General features: G+C 47.4%; 15 protein-coding genes and 1 pseudogene. 12 read left to right on the top strand and 4 right to left on the bottom strand.

Features of this window, described 5'->3' with window-relative positions; genetic code table 11:
- Positions 1–169: 169 nt before the first annotated feature.
- Positions 170–805 (bottom strand): tyrosine protein kinase, encoded by a 636-nt coding sequence (locus Q0V21_RS23720; RefSeq protein WP_301880874.1) that lies wholly within the window; start codon positions 803–805, stop codon positions 170–172.
- 449 nt (positions 806–1,254) lie between these two features.
- Between Q0V21_RS23720 and Q0V21_RS23715 the strand changes: the two genes are divergently transcribed.
- From Q0V21_RS23715 to bioC, 8 genes are all read left to right on the top strand, one after another.
- Positions 1,255–1,545, top strand: coding sequence for a YerC/YecD family TrpR-related protein (locus Q0V21_RS23715; protein ID WP_017690665.1), 291 nt, complete (start codon positions 1,255–1,257; stop codon positions 1,543–1,545).
- Positions 1,546–1,547: 2 nt separating this feature from the next.
- Positions 1,548–2,327 (top strand): sirohydrochlorin chelatase, encoded by a 780-nt coding sequence (locus Q0V21_RS23710; RefSeq protein WP_301880869.1) that lies wholly within the window; start codon positions 1,548–1,550, stop codon positions 2,325–2,327.
- 367 nt (positions 2,328–2,694) lie between these two features.
- A complete protein-coding gene (gene bioA / locus Q0V21_RS23705) occupies positions 2,695–4,050 on the top strand; it encodes an adenosylmethionine--8-amino-7-oxononanoate transaminase (RefSeq protein ID WP_301880868.1) in 1,356 nt (451 codons plus the stop codon).
- The gene (bioD, locus tag Q0V21_RS23700; RefSeq protein ID WP_301880867.1) at positions 4,047–4,781 is read left to right on the top strand and encodes a dethiobiotin synthase; all 735 of its coding nucleotides are present in this window, start codon (positions 4,047–4,049) and stop codon (positions 4,779–4,781) included. Before bioA ends, bioD begins: the two co-directional genes overlap by 4 nt.
- 15 nt (positions 4,782–4,796) lie before the next feature.
- Positions 4,797–5,786 carry a biotin synthase BioB gene (bioB, locus tag Q0V21_RS23695; protein WP_483312385.1) on the top strand — a complete coding sequence of 330 codons (990 nt, stop codon included), beginning with the start codon at positions 4,797–4,799 and terminating at the stop codon, positions 5,784–5,786.
- 13 nt (positions 5,787–5,799) lie between these two features.
- Positions 5,800–6,978, top strand: coding sequence for an 8-amino-7-oxononanoate synthase (gene bioF, locus Q0V21_RS23690; protein WP_301880864.1), 1,179 nt, complete (start codon positions 5,800–5,802; stop codon positions 6,976–6,978).
- Positions 6,975–7,763 (top strand): alpha/beta hydrolase, encoded by a 789-nt coding sequence (locus Q0V21_RS23685; protein ID WP_301880863.1) that lies wholly within the window; start codon positions 6,975–6,977, stop codon positions 7,761–7,763. The genes bioF and Q0V21_RS23685 overlap by 4 nt, the downstream gene beginning before the upstream one ends.
- Positions 7,753–8,616 (top strand): malonyl-ACP O-methyltransferase BioC, encoded by an 864-nt coding sequence (gene bioC, locus Q0V21_RS23680; protein WP_301880861.1) that lies wholly within the window; start codon positions 7,753–7,755, stop codon positions 8,614–8,616. The genes Q0V21_RS23685 and bioC overlap by 11 nt, the downstream gene beginning before the upstream one ends.
- 24 nt (positions 8,617–8,640) lie before the next feature.
- On the opposite strand, the gene Q0V21_RS23675 is transcribed toward bioC, so the two are convergent.
- Positions 8,641–9,201: a TetR/AcrR family transcriptional regulator gene (locus tag Q0V21_RS23675; protein WP_301880860.1), complete on the bottom strand. Its 561-nt coding sequence runs from the start codon at positions 9,199–9,201 to the stop codon at positions 8,641–8,643.
- A 168-nt stretch (positions 9,202–9,369) separates the two neighbouring features.
- Here Q0V21_RS23675 and Q0V21_RS23670 point away from each other — a divergent pair, with 168 nt between their 5' ends.
- Positions 9,370–10,311, top strand: coding sequence for a ketopantoate reductase family protein (locus Q0V21_RS23670; RefSeq protein ID WP_301880859.1), 942 nt, complete (start codon positions 9,370–9,372; stop codon positions 10,309–10,311).
- Positions 10,312–10,435: 124 nt separating this feature from the next.
- Entirely contained in the window at positions 10,436–10,852 is a 417-nt protein-coding gene (locus Q0V21_RS23665) for a DUF4395 domain-containing protein (protein WP_301880858.1), read from the top strand.
- A 68-nt stretch (positions 10,853–10,920) separates the two neighbouring features.
- Here the strand turns inward: Q0V21_RS23665 and Q0V21_RS23660 are convergent, their stop codons facing one another.
- Complete coding sequence (locus Q0V21_RS23660) at positions 10,921–11,637, bottom strand: NPP1 family protein (protein ID WP_301880857.1); 717 nt, start codon at positions 11,635–11,637, stop codon at positions 10,921–10,923.
- Positions 11,638–12,261: 624 nt separating this feature from the next.
- Here Q0V21_RS23660 and Q0V21_RS23655 point away from each other — a divergent pair.
- Together Q0V21_RS23655 and rlmD are read left to right on the top strand one after the other, a co-directional pair.
- Positions 12,262–13,143: a diacylglycerol kinase gene (locus tag Q0V21_RS23655; protein ID WP_024633504.1), complete on the top strand. Its 882-nt coding sequence runs from the start codon at positions 12,262–12,264 to the stop codon at positions 13,141–13,143.
- 141 nt (positions 13,144–13,284) lie between these two features.
- A complete protein-coding gene (gene rlmD / locus Q0V21_RS23650; protein ID WP_079350472.1) occupies positions 13,285–14,985 on the top strand; it encodes a 23S rRNA (uracil(1939)-C(5))-methyltransferase RlmD in 1,701 nt (566 codons plus the stop codon).
- On the opposite strand, the pseudogene Q0V21_RS23645 reads toward rlmD, so the two are convergent.
- Positions 14,970–15,514 (bottom strand): annotated as a pseudogene (locus tag Q0V21_RS23645) (site-specific integrase); the annotation flags it as partial. The gene rlmD and the pseudogene Q0V21_RS23645 sit on opposite strands and share 16 nt — an antisense overlap.
- Between the last annotated feature and the right edge of the window lie 189 nt (positions 15,515–15,703).

Raw genomic sequence — 15,703 nt, 5'->3', positions numbered from 1 at the left:
AATTACTATCCAGTATACCTCAAATTATAGGAATAAGAACATAGGTTCTTAAAAATATCTATTATGAATAGGTTCTTCTTACTATGAAAGAATGAATGGAATGAAGGGGGAGAATAAGGTTGAAGTGGATTAAGCACCCCCTAATGAAAGAGGGCGCCTGGGAAAAGTGTTAGACTTTTTTGTTTCTTTTGGGACGACGTTTCGTGGTATTGGACTTATTACGGCCGGATTTGCTATTTGAATTACGTTTGCGTGGAGCAGAAGTCGTTTTTTTACGGCGTTTGCGTGAGCGAGGTGGAGAATACTCTTCATAATCTTTATCCGCCGCACTGCTTTTTTTTCCTTTTCCAAAAGGCAGAATCCCCATCACCAGTTTCATCATTGGTGCCATCTGCTGGAACCCGCCAACGACCTTTTGCATTTTGCCGATTCCGCTCATGATGCCATCAATTCCACCGAAGCGGTCGATCATTCCTTTCAGTTCGCCGATATTGGCCAGGGAAAAGCCTGAGGAAGACGCAGGCGCTTCCACTGGAACAGGAGAAGCAAGAGGAGCCCCCCCGCCGAACAAATCTCCACCAGCCGGACTACCTGGACTATAAGGTACAAGTGCCGATGCTTCAACTTCTTGGAGTGGAGGATAGTATGGATCTACACCAGGATACATGGGCTGAACCTGGCCTTCATTCAATGACCGCGGGATCGCCCCAGGCGGCATATAGGCAGAAGTATGGGGCTGCCGATGCGTATGGGAAGACGGACGCTGCCGTGGAGCGGGCCGGCGGTGATAATAATGCTGAGGCATGAACTATCACGTTCCTTCTATGTTGGATTTCGGAATTGCGTTCCTTCAGCTGCTCGATGTGCATAACAGACCGAGATGGAACTCCCTTTTGATATACTGTATGTCATTAGCGGAGAGACGGCGTAGGCGAGTATCCCGTAAAGCGGGATATTTGCGGATTTGGGCGCAGGAGGGGATGAGAGGTTTACAGTAGAATTTTATCATTTAGACACAAATTCGCCACATTTAAAATGGGTAAATACCTACAAATTTAATCGGAAATATACGTGGGAAAAGGGTAAAAACCGTGAGATAGAGGGGGATTGTGCGCGCAGGGAGGACATTAATACGCGATGTAAGCGGTAACATGTATTTTTGTTCTGTAGTGCGTGAAATCGTTAACGCTTGAAATACCAACTCAGGGTGAGTACAATGAAGGTACACAGTAACCGCTAGGGGATGATGATGAAATGCAGCTGAAAAAGCTAAATGATAAAAGCATTGAACAATTATTTGAGGCTATTTTGACTCTAAAAGATATTGAAGAGTGTTATGTGTTTTTTGATGACCTCTGCACCGTAAACGAGATTCAATCCATGTCCCAGCGGCTGGAAGTAGCACGTATGCTTGGCAAAGGAAATACCTATAACCAGATTGAAGCTGAGACAGGTGCAAGTACAGCCACGATCTCTCGTGTAAAACGCTGCCTGAACTACGGCAATGACGGTTATAAAATGACACTGGAACGCCTGGGACGTTAAGGATGAAGAAACCGGGTGTACTCATCATTAGTCACGGTTCTCAGGAGAAGGCCTGGGTAGAATCCGTCGATGACGCGGTCTCCCGGTTGAAACTGCCTGAACCACTGCCCGTGGAAGCCGGGTTTCTTGAACTTGTGGAAGGACGTCTGATCCAGGACGGTATCGACCGACTGGAAGCACAAGGCGTAACCGATATATTGGTCGTACCTCTGTTTGTTTCGTCCGGCAGTACACATGTGGATGAGATAGAGTATGCTATCGGTGCCAAAGATGCTCCGGAGCGTGAGACGGATCTGGAGCCATTCAACGTGAAAGCACAAGTCTACTTCGGTTATCCTGTGGATAATGATCCGGATATTGCGGTCATGGTCTGGGACAAGGTAAAGGCCCTTTCACAGCAACCAGAGCAGGAAACGATTCTGCTCGTCGGACATGGGAGCATTCACAATGGATTCCGTCAGCGCTGGGAAGCGGGTATTTCTTCGCTCGCACAGCGGGTGCAGGAAGTTAGTGGTGTAGCTCATACGGATTATGCGCTGCTTAATCCGGATAGTGTTTACGACAAGGCGAAATACTGGAGTGAAGAGCGGGGGAGCCGGGTGATTGTGGCGCCGCTGTTTTTGAGTGCAGGTTATTTCACCATGAAGGTGATTCCGGGCCGACTAAAGGAACTGGATTATGTGTATAGTGGCGAGACGCTGCTTCCACATCCGCTGTTAAGTCATTGGCTAGAGCGCCAGATTCAACATTTACTGGAAAAATACAATGAGGTTGAGATTTAGTATAGGGGAAAAGGATCGCTGAAAGCGCTCATTTCCGGTAGCTTTTAACCTCAGATTTAAACAAAACGGCAGAGATGCCGTTTTGTTTTGTTTGCACTTTAGATATGTGGAGTGCTCAGTTTCCTAATCTCTATCAAACACTAAAACACGCCGAATCAGGCGTGTTTTTTTGTATTCGGCAGAGCCCTTTACGAGGCGCAATTCGGAGTTCATTCCGGTCAGACAGAATGGAGGATCAGGGTTATAACTCAGAAATGATTCTCTTTACAGGAAAGTTTTTGTCTGATAAGATGTCAACATTCAATTGTTAACCTTTATAAAATATTTTGGTTAACAATTGAAATGATCTAACGGAAGGTGATATCTTATGACACATTATGAACGACTGGCAGCTATAAATAAGGCTCATCTATGGAACCCTTTTACGCAGATGAAAGATTACAATAACTCCGATCCTCTTATTATCGAGCGAGGCGAAGGCGTTATGCTATATGACGTCCAAGGACGTGCCTATTACGATGGCTTCTCCTCGGTGTGGCTTAACGTTCACGGACATAACGTACCGGAGCTGAACCAAGCCATAACGGATCAGTTGGAGCGTGTTGCACATGCTACGCTACTCGGAATGGCCAATGTGCCTGCAATTGAGCTTGCAGAAAAACTGGTAGAGATTTCACCAGAAGGATTAAATAAAGTATTTTATTCGGATTCGGGAGCAACCGGTGTAGAAATTGCGGTCAAAATGGCGTTTCAGTACTGGAAGAACCGAGGGGAAACGGGTAAAACGAAGTTTATTACGATGAATCAAGCCTATCACGGAGATACGATTGGTGCGGTTAGTGTCGGTGCAATTCCGTTGTACCATGATGTGTTCCGTCCGATGCTGTTCCCTACTTATGTCATTCCATATCCTTACGCTTATCGACATGAGAACGGCGAAATGGAAGCCATGCAAGCTACGTTAACCGCATTGCGTAATGTACTTGAAACCAGCGCAGACGAAATCGCGGCCATCATTGTGGAGCCAATTGTTCAAGGGGCTAGTGGCATCCTTATTATGCCTGAAGGCTGTTTACGCGAGATGGCAGCACTTTGCCGTTCTTATGACGTACTGTTTATAGCCGATGAGGTGGCGACAGGCTTTGGTCGGACAGGCGCTATGTTTGCTTGTGATCTCGAAGAGGTATCGCCTGATTTGATGGTGATAGGCAAAGGCCTTACAGGCGGCTACTTGCCTGTGGCAGCGACATTGGCAACGGATGAAGTGTACAACGCTTTTTATGCCGATTATGAAGAGCAGAAAACATTTTTTCACGGTCATTCCTTCACAGGTAATCCGCTCGGTTGTGCAGTAGCTTTGGCTAACTTGAAACTATTTGAAGAGCGCAACTTGGTAGAAGGTGTAAGAGCCAAAGCGACTTTTGTAGAAGGCAAGCTCGCAGCGCTTAACGATTGCCCGCATGTCGGTGATATCAGGCAGAAGGGATTAATGGTAGGAATTGAGCTTGTAAGGGATAAGGAGACTCGCGAACCTTACGATTGGGCCGAACGTATTGGCGTTCGTGTAACCGGGCGGGCCAGAGAGCTTGGCATGCTTACAAGACCGCTTGGCAATGTCGTGGTGTTCATTCCTCCTCTTGCCAGCACAGAGGCTGAGCTTGATGCAATGACCGATATTCTGATGAAATCCATTCTTGATGTCACCGAAGGTGGCTTGGAATGATGAATGTAATTCACGGATTATTCGTAACAGGCACGGACACCGATGTTGGGAAAACAATCGTTACAGGAGCTCTTACTGCTGCGCTTCGTGCTGAAGATCTGAATGTAGGCGTCTGGAAGCCCGTGCAGTCCGGTGCACTTATTGGCAGCGGAGAAACCGATGCAGAACGTCTATTGCAATACAGCGGAATTCATGAAAGTGCCGAGGATGTGGCATCATTTACATTCCAAGCTCCTCTTACCCCGATGCTCGCTGCCAAGCAGGAAGGAGTGACTATAACGTTACAGGAGATAATCACCGCTGGTCAGCCGCTAATCCATCGATATGAATCGGTACTCATCGAAGGGGCAGGGGGCGTTGCTGTTCCACTGACTGAAGACTCTCTTGTAGTAGATCTGATCTCGGAGCTTCGGACACCAGCTCTGATCGTTGCCAGCTCAGGTCTAGGTACAATTAATCATACACTTCTTACGGTGGCTTACCTTCAGCAACATGGTGTTCCGATCGTAGGTTTTATTCTCAACGATGGTGAATCTGACGAGATTCATAACGACTCCAGCATTGCAACGAACGCGGAGCTGATTGAACGTTATTGCGGCATATCCTTTCTCGGACGCTTTCCGTGCTTAACGGGCGAAATCGATTCGGAACTGTTGATCCAAGTGATTCGAGAGAAGATCCAGTTAACACCAATCAGACAAGCAATAACAGTTCAATCCATGGGAGGATGAATGAAGGTGAATACAATGACAGGTAATCAAGAGTGGTTGTCGCTTGCAAAGAAATCATTGAATGGCGAATGCTTAACCATTGAAGAGGGGCTTGCTGTGCTTGAAGCAAACGACGATGAGGTACTGCCGCTGATGCAAGCCGCTTTTCATGTAAGACGACATTTTTACGGCAAAAAAGTAAAGCTGAATATGATCATTAACGCCAAAAGCGGCTTTTGCCCCGAAGATTGCGGTTACTGCTCACAATCCATCGTATCAACGGCACCCATTCAAAAATACAGCTTGCTCGACAAAGAAACGCTACTTGCAGGAGCACGCGAAGCTATGTCACGTAAAGCAGGAACCTATTGCATTGTAGCTTCAGGGAAGGGTCCGACGAATAAGGATCTGGATCAAGTTGTAGAGGCGGTAAAAGAAATCCGTGAAACGATGCCGCTTAAAATCTGCGCCTGTCTGGGCATATTGAAAGACGGTCAAGCAGAACGTTTGGCTGACGCAGGCGTACACCGATACAATCACAACCTGAACACCAGCAAAGCCAATTACCCGTCGATAACCACTACACATACCTATGACCAGCGAATTGAAACCGTGGAAAAGGTAAAAGCATACGGCATGTCCCCCTGCTCCGGTGTCATTATCGGTATGGGGGAGAGTAATCAGGAGATTGTCGAGATGGCTTTGGCACTGCGTGAGCTTGATGCGGATTCGATTCCGATTAATTTTCTCAATGCGATACCGGGAACTCCTCTGGAAGGCGCGGGTCGCACTCCGGCGATGAAAGCCCTCAAGGTATTGGCGCTGTTTCGGTTCATTTGTCCATCCAAAGAGATTCGTGTTGCGGGCGGGCGTGAGATCAACCTTCGTACACTCCAGCCTTTGTCACTGTATGCGGCAAATTCACTCTTTGTAGGTGATTATCTAACGACAGCAGGTCAAGAAATCTCGAATGATCATCAAATGATTGAAGATTTGGGCTTTGAGATTGAGCTAAATGCTCTTTAAGGCGGTACAGACTATGAACTGGATGGAAAAAGAACTGGCATTATTGGGGAATGCCTCCAATGAACGTTACTTACGTGACAGTGCCGCGGTTCCGGATGGTCCGGGTTATACGCTGAGAGGAGATCGAGTGCTCCTCAACCTGGCCTCCAATGATTATCTGGGACTCGCACAACATCCCGCTATCATCAATACAATTCGCGAGACGCTTCTTACCGAAGGAGGAGGTTCGGGGGCATCTCGCCTTGTCACTGGGAATCGACCGCTGTATAGCCGTCTGGAAGAAGCGCTGGCCGCTTGGCAGCATAGTGAGGCAGCACTTGTTTTTGCAAATGGCTATATGGCTAATTCCGGTGTCATTCGTGCACTCGTGGGCCGGGGCGATGTGGTTTTCAGTGATCAATTAAACCATGCGAGTATCGTGGATGGGATTGTACTGAGCCGCGCAGAGCATGCCCGGTATCGGCATAATGATATGGAGCATCTGAAGGTGTTATTGAACAAACACCGGGATAAACGACGTAAGCTGATTGTTACGGATGCCGTCTTTTCCATGGATGGGGATCAAGCACCCTTGCGAGAACTCGTTGCGCTCAAACAGGAGTACGGGGCAATGCTGATGGTGGATGAGGCCCACAGCGGGGGGATCTACGGGGAACGGGGTGAAGGACTATGCTCTAAGCTTGGTCTGCAAAACGATGTGGATGTGCATATGGGGACTTTTAGCAAATCATTTGGTTTATATGGAGCTTATGTCTGCGGCAGCCGTGCATTAATCCGCTTTCTCATCAACAAAGCAAGGCCGCTCATCTATTCAACGGCTTTACCTCCTTCTCTCGTCGCAGGTATTTCAACAGCGTTAACCTTGGTACAAAATGATCATTGGCGTCGTGAACGTCTCTACTCAGCCAGTATGTTGTTTCGTTCTTCACTTGGTGATGCCGGATTTAACGTTGAGCCCGGGGATTCTCCTATTGTTCCAATAGTCGTCGGTGATAACGAAAGAGCTCTTCGTTTCAGTGCGGCCCTTGAAGAAGGTGGTATTGCCGGAGTTGCCATCAGGCCGCCTACTGTTCCTGAAGGCACAGCGCGAATTCGCTTCTCTTTATCAGCTGATCATACCCCTAATGAACTGAGCGATGCAGCTTCGTTAATCGGCAAGATCGGGCTTCAATTGGGGGTGGTGAACTCATGAATGCACCGGATCAGAGCTTACTGCAAATAAAGCAAGAGACAAGCGGAACCATAGTGTGGCTAACGGGTTGGAGTATGCCTGATGCGGTGTTTGAACGTCTTCGCCTGTTGTTGCCTGATTTCCGGCATATTTCTGTTGATTACAGCACTGCCGATTCTCCGGAGAACATGCTATGTCTAGCTGAGACGGCAGTGAGGAATATTTTATTTGGTGGAGGGTCGGCTTGCAGGGAAAAGGCGATTTACGGGCCGCTTTTGATATCAGGCTGGTCGCTTGGAGGTTTACTAGCGCTTAGATTAGCGGCTAAAGGCTACGCTGATGGTCTTGTGTTATTCAGTGCAACCGCGCGTTTTACCCGATCCAAAGAAGAGCTTGACCGCGGCATGGCAGATGCGTACGTTAGGCAGATGATCACAGGGATCTCAAGGGATCGACATGCAGTTGAAACGAATTTTCGAAAGATGATGTTTACGGAGCAAGAATGGGAGACAGGCCTTGCTGAAAGTCTACCTCAAACGGGTAGCTGGACAACCCAAGCACTACTGGCAGGTCTTCAGTTGTTACGAACCGAAAATTGCTTATCTCAACTGCCGAGTATAGATTGTCCGGTTCTTCTTTTTCACGGGACTGAGGACAAAATTTGTCCTTACGGTGCTGGATTAGAGCTTGTGACTCAATTACCCCATGCCGAGTTAATTTCAATAACCGCCTGCGGGCATGCACCTTTTTTGGGAAGGGAAGCACATATAGCGGATGAATGGAGGAGGTGGTGGCGTGACCAATAGTAGAAATAGTGCTGTTCAACGCCAATTTAATCGTAGTGCGATTTCTTACGATACACATGCACATGTGCAGCGTTCGATGGCTGATCAGTTAGCAAGACCTCTCGCAGAATGGAAAAATAAAGGGCTCCCAAGTGAGCCGAGCATTCTTGAAATCGGTTGTGGCACGGGAGCTCTGACTCAAATCGTAGTGAATGCATGGCCCAGTGCGAAGATCACTGCAATTGACATTGCACCCGAGATGATCGAATTGGCTTCGAAACGGTTCCGGTCAGCACAGCATCCAGGTACTGGGGATTGTACAACGGATAACTTACGTTTTCTACAGGCAGATATTGAAATGTGGGCCGTAAATGCTCCGGAGTCCTCAGTGGATATCATCGTCTCTAACGCCTGTTTTCAATGGCTAAATTCTCCGCAGGAAACACTGAGTCAACTGCGGCGTATGCTGCGCCCCGGAGGCTTGCTGATATTTGCGACCTTCGGGCCGGATACATTTTGTGAAATGCATGAGGCATTTAATGAAGCTTATCGAGCTAACGGACTGGAACCACAGCGACATGGACTGTCGTTTGCATCGCCTGTCCAATGGGAAACCATGCTTCAGGAATCCGGATATTTGAATTTCAATTGTGAGCGTTCAATTCATAAGGAAAAGTATGCTTCCGCAAGAGATTTTCTGTATTCGGTTAAAGGGATGGGAGCCAGCACTTCAGAAGCAGTAAGGGTATCAGGTTACAGCTTGCGTCGATTGTTCACTGATATGTATAGGGAGTATGAGAATAGGTTCAGCATGCAGGGAGGAGTCGCAGCAACTTACGATCTCCTATTTATCGAATCATTGGCCCCGTATTAATCATGGAATAAAGCGATATTAACCCTATACTGTAGGGGGAAGAATGAGATGAAGTTCCAGCATAGAGATTAATTCTTCGGCGATCTCCTCTGCTGGATAAGGCATGGAATTCATAATCCACCATTCCAGCAAACCAGCGGCGGCAGAGGCCAGAAATTGTACAGTGATCTCCCTGTTAAGTCCCTTGTGAATGCCGCACGCATCAACCTGCTCTTCAACCCCCTGAATCAGGAGCGTCATGAGTCGATTTCGGAATGCCGGGATGCCTTTTCGAGTTAATAGCGTGGTATAAACGGGAGCGTGCTGCTCCAGGTAACGGAAGGTTCGGAGCAATGCATCCTTAATGGTCATGGGAGTGGTAGGACTCTCGACCATACAGCTCTCCACCAATTGCTGCAAATACGTCTCGATGCTTTGATCCAGGAGATCGAACTTGTCTGTATAGTGCAAATAGACGGTACCACGGTTAACATTCGCTCGATCAGCAATGTCATTAATCGTAATTTGCTCGAAATCCCGCTCTTCCAACAGCCCAATAAAGGCCCCGGTTATGGCTTTTCTTGTTTTGACTACTCGTCTGTCCATGGCTCCTCCTCAGAAGTTTTCAACAATATGGGTTCATTCGTTGATTATTCAACAAAAACGGATGTTTTAGCGATTGAAGCGTTGCAGATGCTTTGTTACTCTTATTTTATCAACAACTGTTGATAAAGCAACGAATATCCATAAAAATTTGAAATAGAGGGATAACTAATGAACATATTAGTGTATGGCGCAGGCGTTCTGGGCAGTCAGTTGGCGCAGGTGCTGATGCGCGGGGGAAATGACGTCACCATTCTGGCTAGAGGGAAGCGGGCAGAGGAACTGGAGAGGGATGGTATCGTCATTCGTCATGTGTTCCAGTTTAAAACAACCGTTGATCCGGTTCGGGTAACAAGAACGTTGGAAGAAAATGATCGCTATGATCTTATCTTCGTGGTTATGAAATATAACGATTTTCCATCCGTGCTTCCCATTCTGGCGGCCAATCAGAGCAGCAATATTGTGATTGTCGGCAACAACGCAGATGCACGACGCATGCAAATCTTTTTGGAGGAAAACAGCAAGGAGGAAAAAAGGATCGCGTTTGGTTTTCAGGTCAGCGGTGGACGGCGGCAAGAAGACAGGATGTTATCCATTGGTGGAGCAAACGGGCAAATGGTGATTGGTGGGCTGGACGGTGAGATTGCCTTTAAATCGATACTGGATCAAGCTTTTGAGAAGACGAAATACAAGTTGAATTACCTGGACGATATCGATGCCTGGCTGAAAAGCCATATGGTGCCCATTCTGATGCTTAATGCGGTGAGTTTTAATGAGAAGCGTGAGATGATCAAGCTGGACGGGAACAGAAAGCAGCTCCAGCATATGATTGGGGCGATGGATGAGGGCTTTAGCGTGCTGGAGGCTATGGGCATAACGATAATACCGGAGATTCAGGCCAAACTGATTCGCAAGCATCAACGGATGTTTTACCTTCTATTGAAGATCTATAGTGTGCTTCCGGTGCATAAACTGGTTGCAGGTTCTTATGGGGAGATTGAGGCGCTAGATAATGCATTTACTGATTGGAAAAAGGCTACCCACACGCCGACTCCTCATTGGGATGTTCTCAAAAAGGAATATTCTAATCTCAAAAAAGATGACTCACTGTAAAAGTGAAATTTCTTCTGGAAATTTGCCTATAGTGAGCATCCTGCACACATTTTCCTATTGCTCAATGTCCCAATCCCGACTACAATTAAACCAACTAATAAAATGGGGATAAGGAGATATGAAGATGCGGGAAGTACCTATGCGCTATGTCAAAGCGAACCAGATTGGGATTGTGCTATTTGTTATCCTCTCATTTCTGTTCAACCAGCCGTTAATTCTGGGAGCGTTATGGATCATCCAAGTCATTGGTCTGGCATCCGGAGGCAAGCTTAATCTGTTTGTGCAAATTGCGAAGGCCGTGTTAACTGGAAAAGGGACAGAGACACAGGCAGTGGAACTGCAACGCTTCAACAATGTTCTGGCCGTATTGTTTCTTACGCTGGCACTTGTCTCATTCGGCCTTGGTTGGCAGGTAGCGGGTTATATTTTCTCGTCGATGCTTCTCCTCGCTGCAAGTGCCGCATTGCTCGGTTACTGTGTGGGCTGCACCGTATATTTTTGGTATAAGCAATTACGTGCAGGCAGAAAGATTGGCTTCTAAACTATATGTAGTTGCAAAAACAATCCCCTCCAAGTTCTGTGGTCTACTTGAAGGGGATTTTACTTTTTTTATCTGAACCAGGCCTTGTTTAAATTGTTTGTAAAATTGCTGTCATTCAACGGAACATTGGCACTGCCGAAATCTGTTGTATTCAGCGCATTACGCGCGGCAGGCGTTAGATCATCCCAGCCGATCAGAGGCTGCATTCCACCCACGGTCCCCGTTACACCAAGCTCATGATTTAGAGGCCAGGTACTATTATAGCTAATTAACGGATTGGCACCGTTCAGATTCGTGTTACTTGGTGCAACGTTCGTGAACTGCCCATGTCCTGAGTAGGCGATGGAGAGGATTTGAGGATTTTGTGCTGCGGGATTGTCTACCCATACAACGATGCCTTCCCAGTCATGACGATGGCCGAGGCCGGAGGAAGGGGAGTCTTTCGGGAAGTACCACGCGTACATAATCGCCCATACGCCATTGTGCCATGCCGAACGGGAGTACACTTGGCCTGTGCTTGAACTGCAGTTTCCATTCGGTGAACCGGAAGTTTGCAAGCCGCCGTTGGTATTGCCCTGCTGATCCACTGCGGGGAATGGAACACATCCATGGTAGACTTTTAGGTAAGGTTGAAAACGTTTGGCTGCTATTTGCGTGACTGTGACGGGACTTACTCCCTGGAATCCGACAACCTGATCATGATTAATTACGGCTGCTTCAACGGCTGTGACAAAGGGAATACAGGCCAGGAGTGAAACCATGAGCAATAATACGATTCTTTTCATTTGGTAATCTCCTTCATGGGTATGATAGTGTGATTTGTTGAGGATGCATTACGACTATATTGGAAAAGGTTTCATTTTATTTGTCATCTCGTTTAGATATTTGTAAAATTTTTGAAGGATATGGTCGTTCTCATGATTTGAGAGGGGATAAGACTATTTCCGGCCCAAGCGGGCAGAATGGTGATGGATGGTTATGAACGACAGCAAGACGATAGGACTAGATTCAAGAGGAGTGCGAAAGGTTTATTTTGTAAAGGATAGACAGGTTCGGAAGATAAGAGAAAGCATAAATGCCAATACATGGCTAGTGTGGAGTAAGTTAATTCATTAGCATATATTGATAATGTTATCCTGATGTAAAATTTTGAACTGATTCGATATGATAATAATTACTTATTCATCATAGGCTAGGACATCTTCACATTTGATGATATGATAGAATATAAAGGCTATGGAATGAGACGGAATTCCTTATGCATATATATAGGTAGAAAAAAAGTGTTGGCGCAGGATTAACGGAAATGAATCGTTGTGTAAAATGATACCCGGCTGTGGTCACTCGCAGGTGGAAACAAAATGAGGTCGTTCAGACTCATGGATAATGTGGAATAGGTGGCGTATGGGATGAAAAAAGCTCGCTTAATATATAACCCGACCTCAGGCCGGGAAGAAATGAAGAAACGTCTGGCTGATATTTTGCAGCGTTTGGATCAAGGTGGCATTGAAGCCTCTTGTCACGCAACAACGGGTGAGGGAGATGCAACCCGGGAGGCGGAGCTGGCGATAGAGCGCGGATATGACATGATTATTGCCGCTGGCGGCGACGGTACGTTGTATGAAGTCATTAATGGCATGGCCGAGCGGGAGAATCGTCCACCGCTGGGTGTATTTCCTTTGGGAACGACGAATGATTTTGCGCGTGCACTGGGTATTCCGAGACAATGGGAAGATTACGTGGATCTGGTCATTAACCAGCAGCTTCGTCCGCTCGATCTGGGCAAGGCGAATGATAAATATTTTATCAATATCGCAGGTGGGGGTTCGTTAACCGAACTGACCTATGAGGTGCCAAGCCGTCTGAAAACGATGATTGGGCAACTTGCCTATTATATGAAGGGTATTGAGAAAATGGCGAGTCTGTCTCCGCAGGAGCTGGTTATCCGTGCGGCTGGTCAGGAAGAAATTCATGATGAATTCATGCTGTTCCTCATTGCCAATACGAACTCCGTCGGGGGCTTCGAGAAGCTGGCTCCGGGTGCGACCATTGATGATGGCTTGTTCGATGTGATTGGTGTGCGCAAATGTAATTTGGCTGACATGATTCGCCTCGTAACCCTTGCGCTGCGTGGTGAACATCTGAATGACAAAAAGGTCGTTCATTTCCAAACGGATTATATGGAAGTGACATCGCCGGGCTATGTGCAGTTGAACCTGGATGGTGAGCTGGGCGGTACATTGCCAGCCGCATTTACGAACCTGCGTCATCACCTGATGTTGTATCGTTAAGCGTAGTATGGATTGGGGAGAAAATGTGATTTCCAGTTGCCGTGTGCAATGGGATCACGTATAATCTCATGGGGTCTGAAAATGAATTAAATCTCCCTTGCACAAGGGATGAACATATAAGAAGAAAGAAGTGAATGTACGTTGTCTAATACGAACCGCAGCGGTCGTGGAAAAAACCGCCGGAATTCGGCTGCCTCTCAGGGGCAAGGGAACGCGTCAGCGTCCCGTCAGTCGAGCAAATCATCTCGTCCATCAACACGTCAGCAAGGGAAAGAGGTGCGACCACAAGGCGCATCTCTTTCTGCCGTTCGTCCAAAGGGACGGGAACGTGAATCTGCACCAATCGAAGGACTTCCTGTTAGTAAAAATGAAGAGACCGTCATCGATATCATTGGTATGAACCATGACGGTGAAGGTGTCGGCCGTGCCAATGGATACACGCTCTTCGTGCAAGGTGCGCTTCCGGGCGAAACCGTACGCGTGAGAGTGATGAAAACCAAAAAGCAGTACGGCTACGCCAAACTGCTGGAGATTGTGAAGGCCAGCCCGGATCGTGTATCCGCGCCTTGCCCGATCTACGATCAATGCGGTGGTTGCCAGATCCAGCATATGAGTTACACCGGACAGCTTGCGTGGAAACGTCAGCTGGTGGTGGATAATTTGCAGCGGATTGGCAAGCTGAATGTGTTGGTGGAGGATGAGGAACAGGCAATCCAACCTGAACAAACCTCTGCTGAAGAGCAAATGAACGGCAGCAACCGTATCCGTCTTCGGATGGAAGGGGTCATGAACGAAGAAGATGCGGAGCACGCTATTCGTGTGCTGCCTACCATGGGGATGGACGAGCCATGGCGCTATCGCAACAAAGCACAGGTGCCGATTGGAGCAGCCGAGGGTGGCTTGGTGGGTGGTTTTTACGCCAAAGGAAGCCATCGGATCATCGACATGGACACCTGCCTCATTCAGCATGAGCATAACGATGAAGTGGTGGCAAAGGTCAAGGAGCTAGGCAGCCATCTCGGCATTAGTGCATATAACGAAGAGACAGGTCGCGGCCTACTGCGTCATGTGGTTGTGAAGAAGGCGTTCCGTACAGGCGAGATGATGCTCGTTCTCGTCACGAATGGCCGCGACATTCCGTATAAGGATGAGTGGATCGGCAGTATTCGTGAAGCAATTCCGCATGTGGCGAGCATTTGCCAGAACGTGAACAAGAAGCAGACCAACGTAATCTTTGGCGATGAGACCCGCGTCCTGTGGGGCCGTGATGTGATTTACGATTATATCGGAGATGTGCAGTTTGCGATCTCCGCGCGTTCGTTCTACCAGGTGAATCCGGTGCAGACGGAAGTACTTTATGGGAAGACGGTAGAGTACGCAGGACTGAGTGGTAAAGAGACTGTCATCGATGCCTATTGCGGCATCGGTACGATTTCTCTTTTCCTTGCGCAGCATGCGGATCAGGTGTACGGGGTTGAGATTGTTCCAGAAGCCATTGAAGATGCTCGCAGCAATGCGCTCTTGAACGAGATGAAGAACGTGAAATTCGAAGTCGGTGCATCAGAGGATGTCATTCCACGCTGGAAAGAACAAGGCATCGAAGCTGATGTCATCGTTGTCGATCCGCCGCGGAAGGGCTGTGATCCACGTTTGTTGGATACGATTCTGGAAATGAAGCCGGAGCGTGTGGTGTATGTGAGCTGTAATCCGAGCACGTTGGCACGTGACTTGCGTGTGCTGGAGGATGGCGGATATCGCACGGTTGAGGTAACGCCGGTGGACATGTTCCCACATACGAATCATGTTGAAGCTGTTTGTTCTTTGATTTACAAGGGTTTTTGAGTCTGATTTTCATCGTTGGGGGAAAATTGGTGGGGAACATCAAAAAGTGAATCAAATTTATCAGCGGAAGACTGGTCAGCAGATTGGAGTGCATGGCCATAAATATCCATGGTAGTGCTAATGTTCCCGTGCCCCAAAAGTTCTGAAATAATCTTTGCGTGTACACCTTGGTTGATCAGCAAGGTTGCCGAGGTGTGCCGTAGATCATGGAATCTAATGTATCGAAGATTATTCTTTTTAAGAAAGTGTCTGAACCACAGATATGGTCTCTCCTGATGGTATGCTTTGCCATCGGGATGAGAAAATATAAAAAGGTAGCCTCCTCCGTTCCAATCAATTCCCAGATCTTCTCGTTCTTTTCTTCGGTACTCAAGATACTCCTTTAGCTTAGCTGTAATTGCTACGCACTGTTCAACAGTCAAAACCCCAGTTTCCAGATCTATATGCTTTCTTCCAGTCCAAGTAATTCTCCTCGTCTCAGGCCAGACGTTACTGCCATGGTTACAAACAATCTCCAATGGCGAGGTTCTTTTTCTAAAGCGGCAAGCATATCTTTGACTTCCGCTCGTAGGCGTGTTTCTTTTACTTATTACTTTTGGTTTTTGATCAGAGGATACTGGGTTATCCTTAATAACCTTCCACTCCATCGCACCGGAGAATATATCCCTGTGAATCATTTTATATAGGTCTCCACCACCTTTTTTACCCCTGATTGTAT

This window comes from Paenibacillus sp. 11B, from assembly GCF_030487755.1.
Lineage (GTDB): Bacteria > Bacillota > Bacilli > Paenibacillales > Paenibacillaceae > Paenibacillus > Paenibacillus vandeheii.
This window is presented reverse-complemented; position numbering and strand designations above follow the sequence as displayed.

Coding starts and splice junctions, on each gene's coding strand:
- Q0V21_RS23720 (WP_301880874.1), bottom strand. CDS start 805: ATGCCTCAGCATTATTATCACCGCCGGCCCGCTCCACGGCAGCGTCCG.
- Q0V21_RS23715 (WP_017690665.1), top strand. CDS start 1,255: ATGCAGCTGAAAAAGCTAAATGATAAAAGCATTGAACAATTATTTGAG.
- Q0V21_RS23710 (WP_301880869.1), top strand. CDS start 1,548: ATGAAGAAACCGGGTGTACTCATCATTAGTCACGGTTCTCAGGAGAAG.
- bioA (WP_301880868.1), top strand. CDS start 2,695: ATGACACATTATGAACGACTGGCAGCTATAAATAAGGCTCATCTATGG.
- bioD (WP_301880867.1), top strand. CDS start 4,047: ATGATGAATGTAATTCACGGATTATTCGTAACAGGCACGGACACCGAT.
- bioB (WP_483312385.1), top strand. CDS start 4,797: ATGACAGGTAATCAAGAGTGGTTGTCGCTTGCAAAGAAATCATTGAAT.
- bioF (WP_301880864.1), top strand. CDS start 5,800: ATGAACTGGATGGAAAAAGAACTGGCATTATTGGGGAATGCCTCCAAT.
- Q0V21_RS23685 (WP_301880863.1), top strand. CDS start 6,975: ATGAATGCACCGGATCAGAGCTTACTGCAAATAAAGCAAGAGACAAGC.
- Q0V21_RS23675 (WP_301880860.1), bottom strand. CDS start 9,201: ATGGACAGACGAGTAGTCAAAACAAGAAAAGCCATAACCGGGGCCTTT.
- Q0V21_RS23670 (WP_301880859.1), top strand. CDS start 9,370: ATGAACATATTAGTGTATGGCGCAGGCGTTCTGGGCAGTCAGTTGGCG.
- Q0V21_RS23665 (WP_301880858.1), top strand. CDS start 10,436: ATGCGGGAAGTACCTATGCGCTATGTCAAAGCGAACCAGATTGGGATT.
- Q0V21_RS23660 (WP_301880857.1), bottom strand. CDS start 11,637: ATGAAAAGAATCGTATTATTGCTCATGGTTTCACTCCTGGCCTGTATT.
- Q0V21_RS23655 (WP_024633504.1), top strand. CDS start 12,262: ATGAAAAAAGCTCGCTTAATATATAACCCGACCTCAGGCCGGGAAGAA.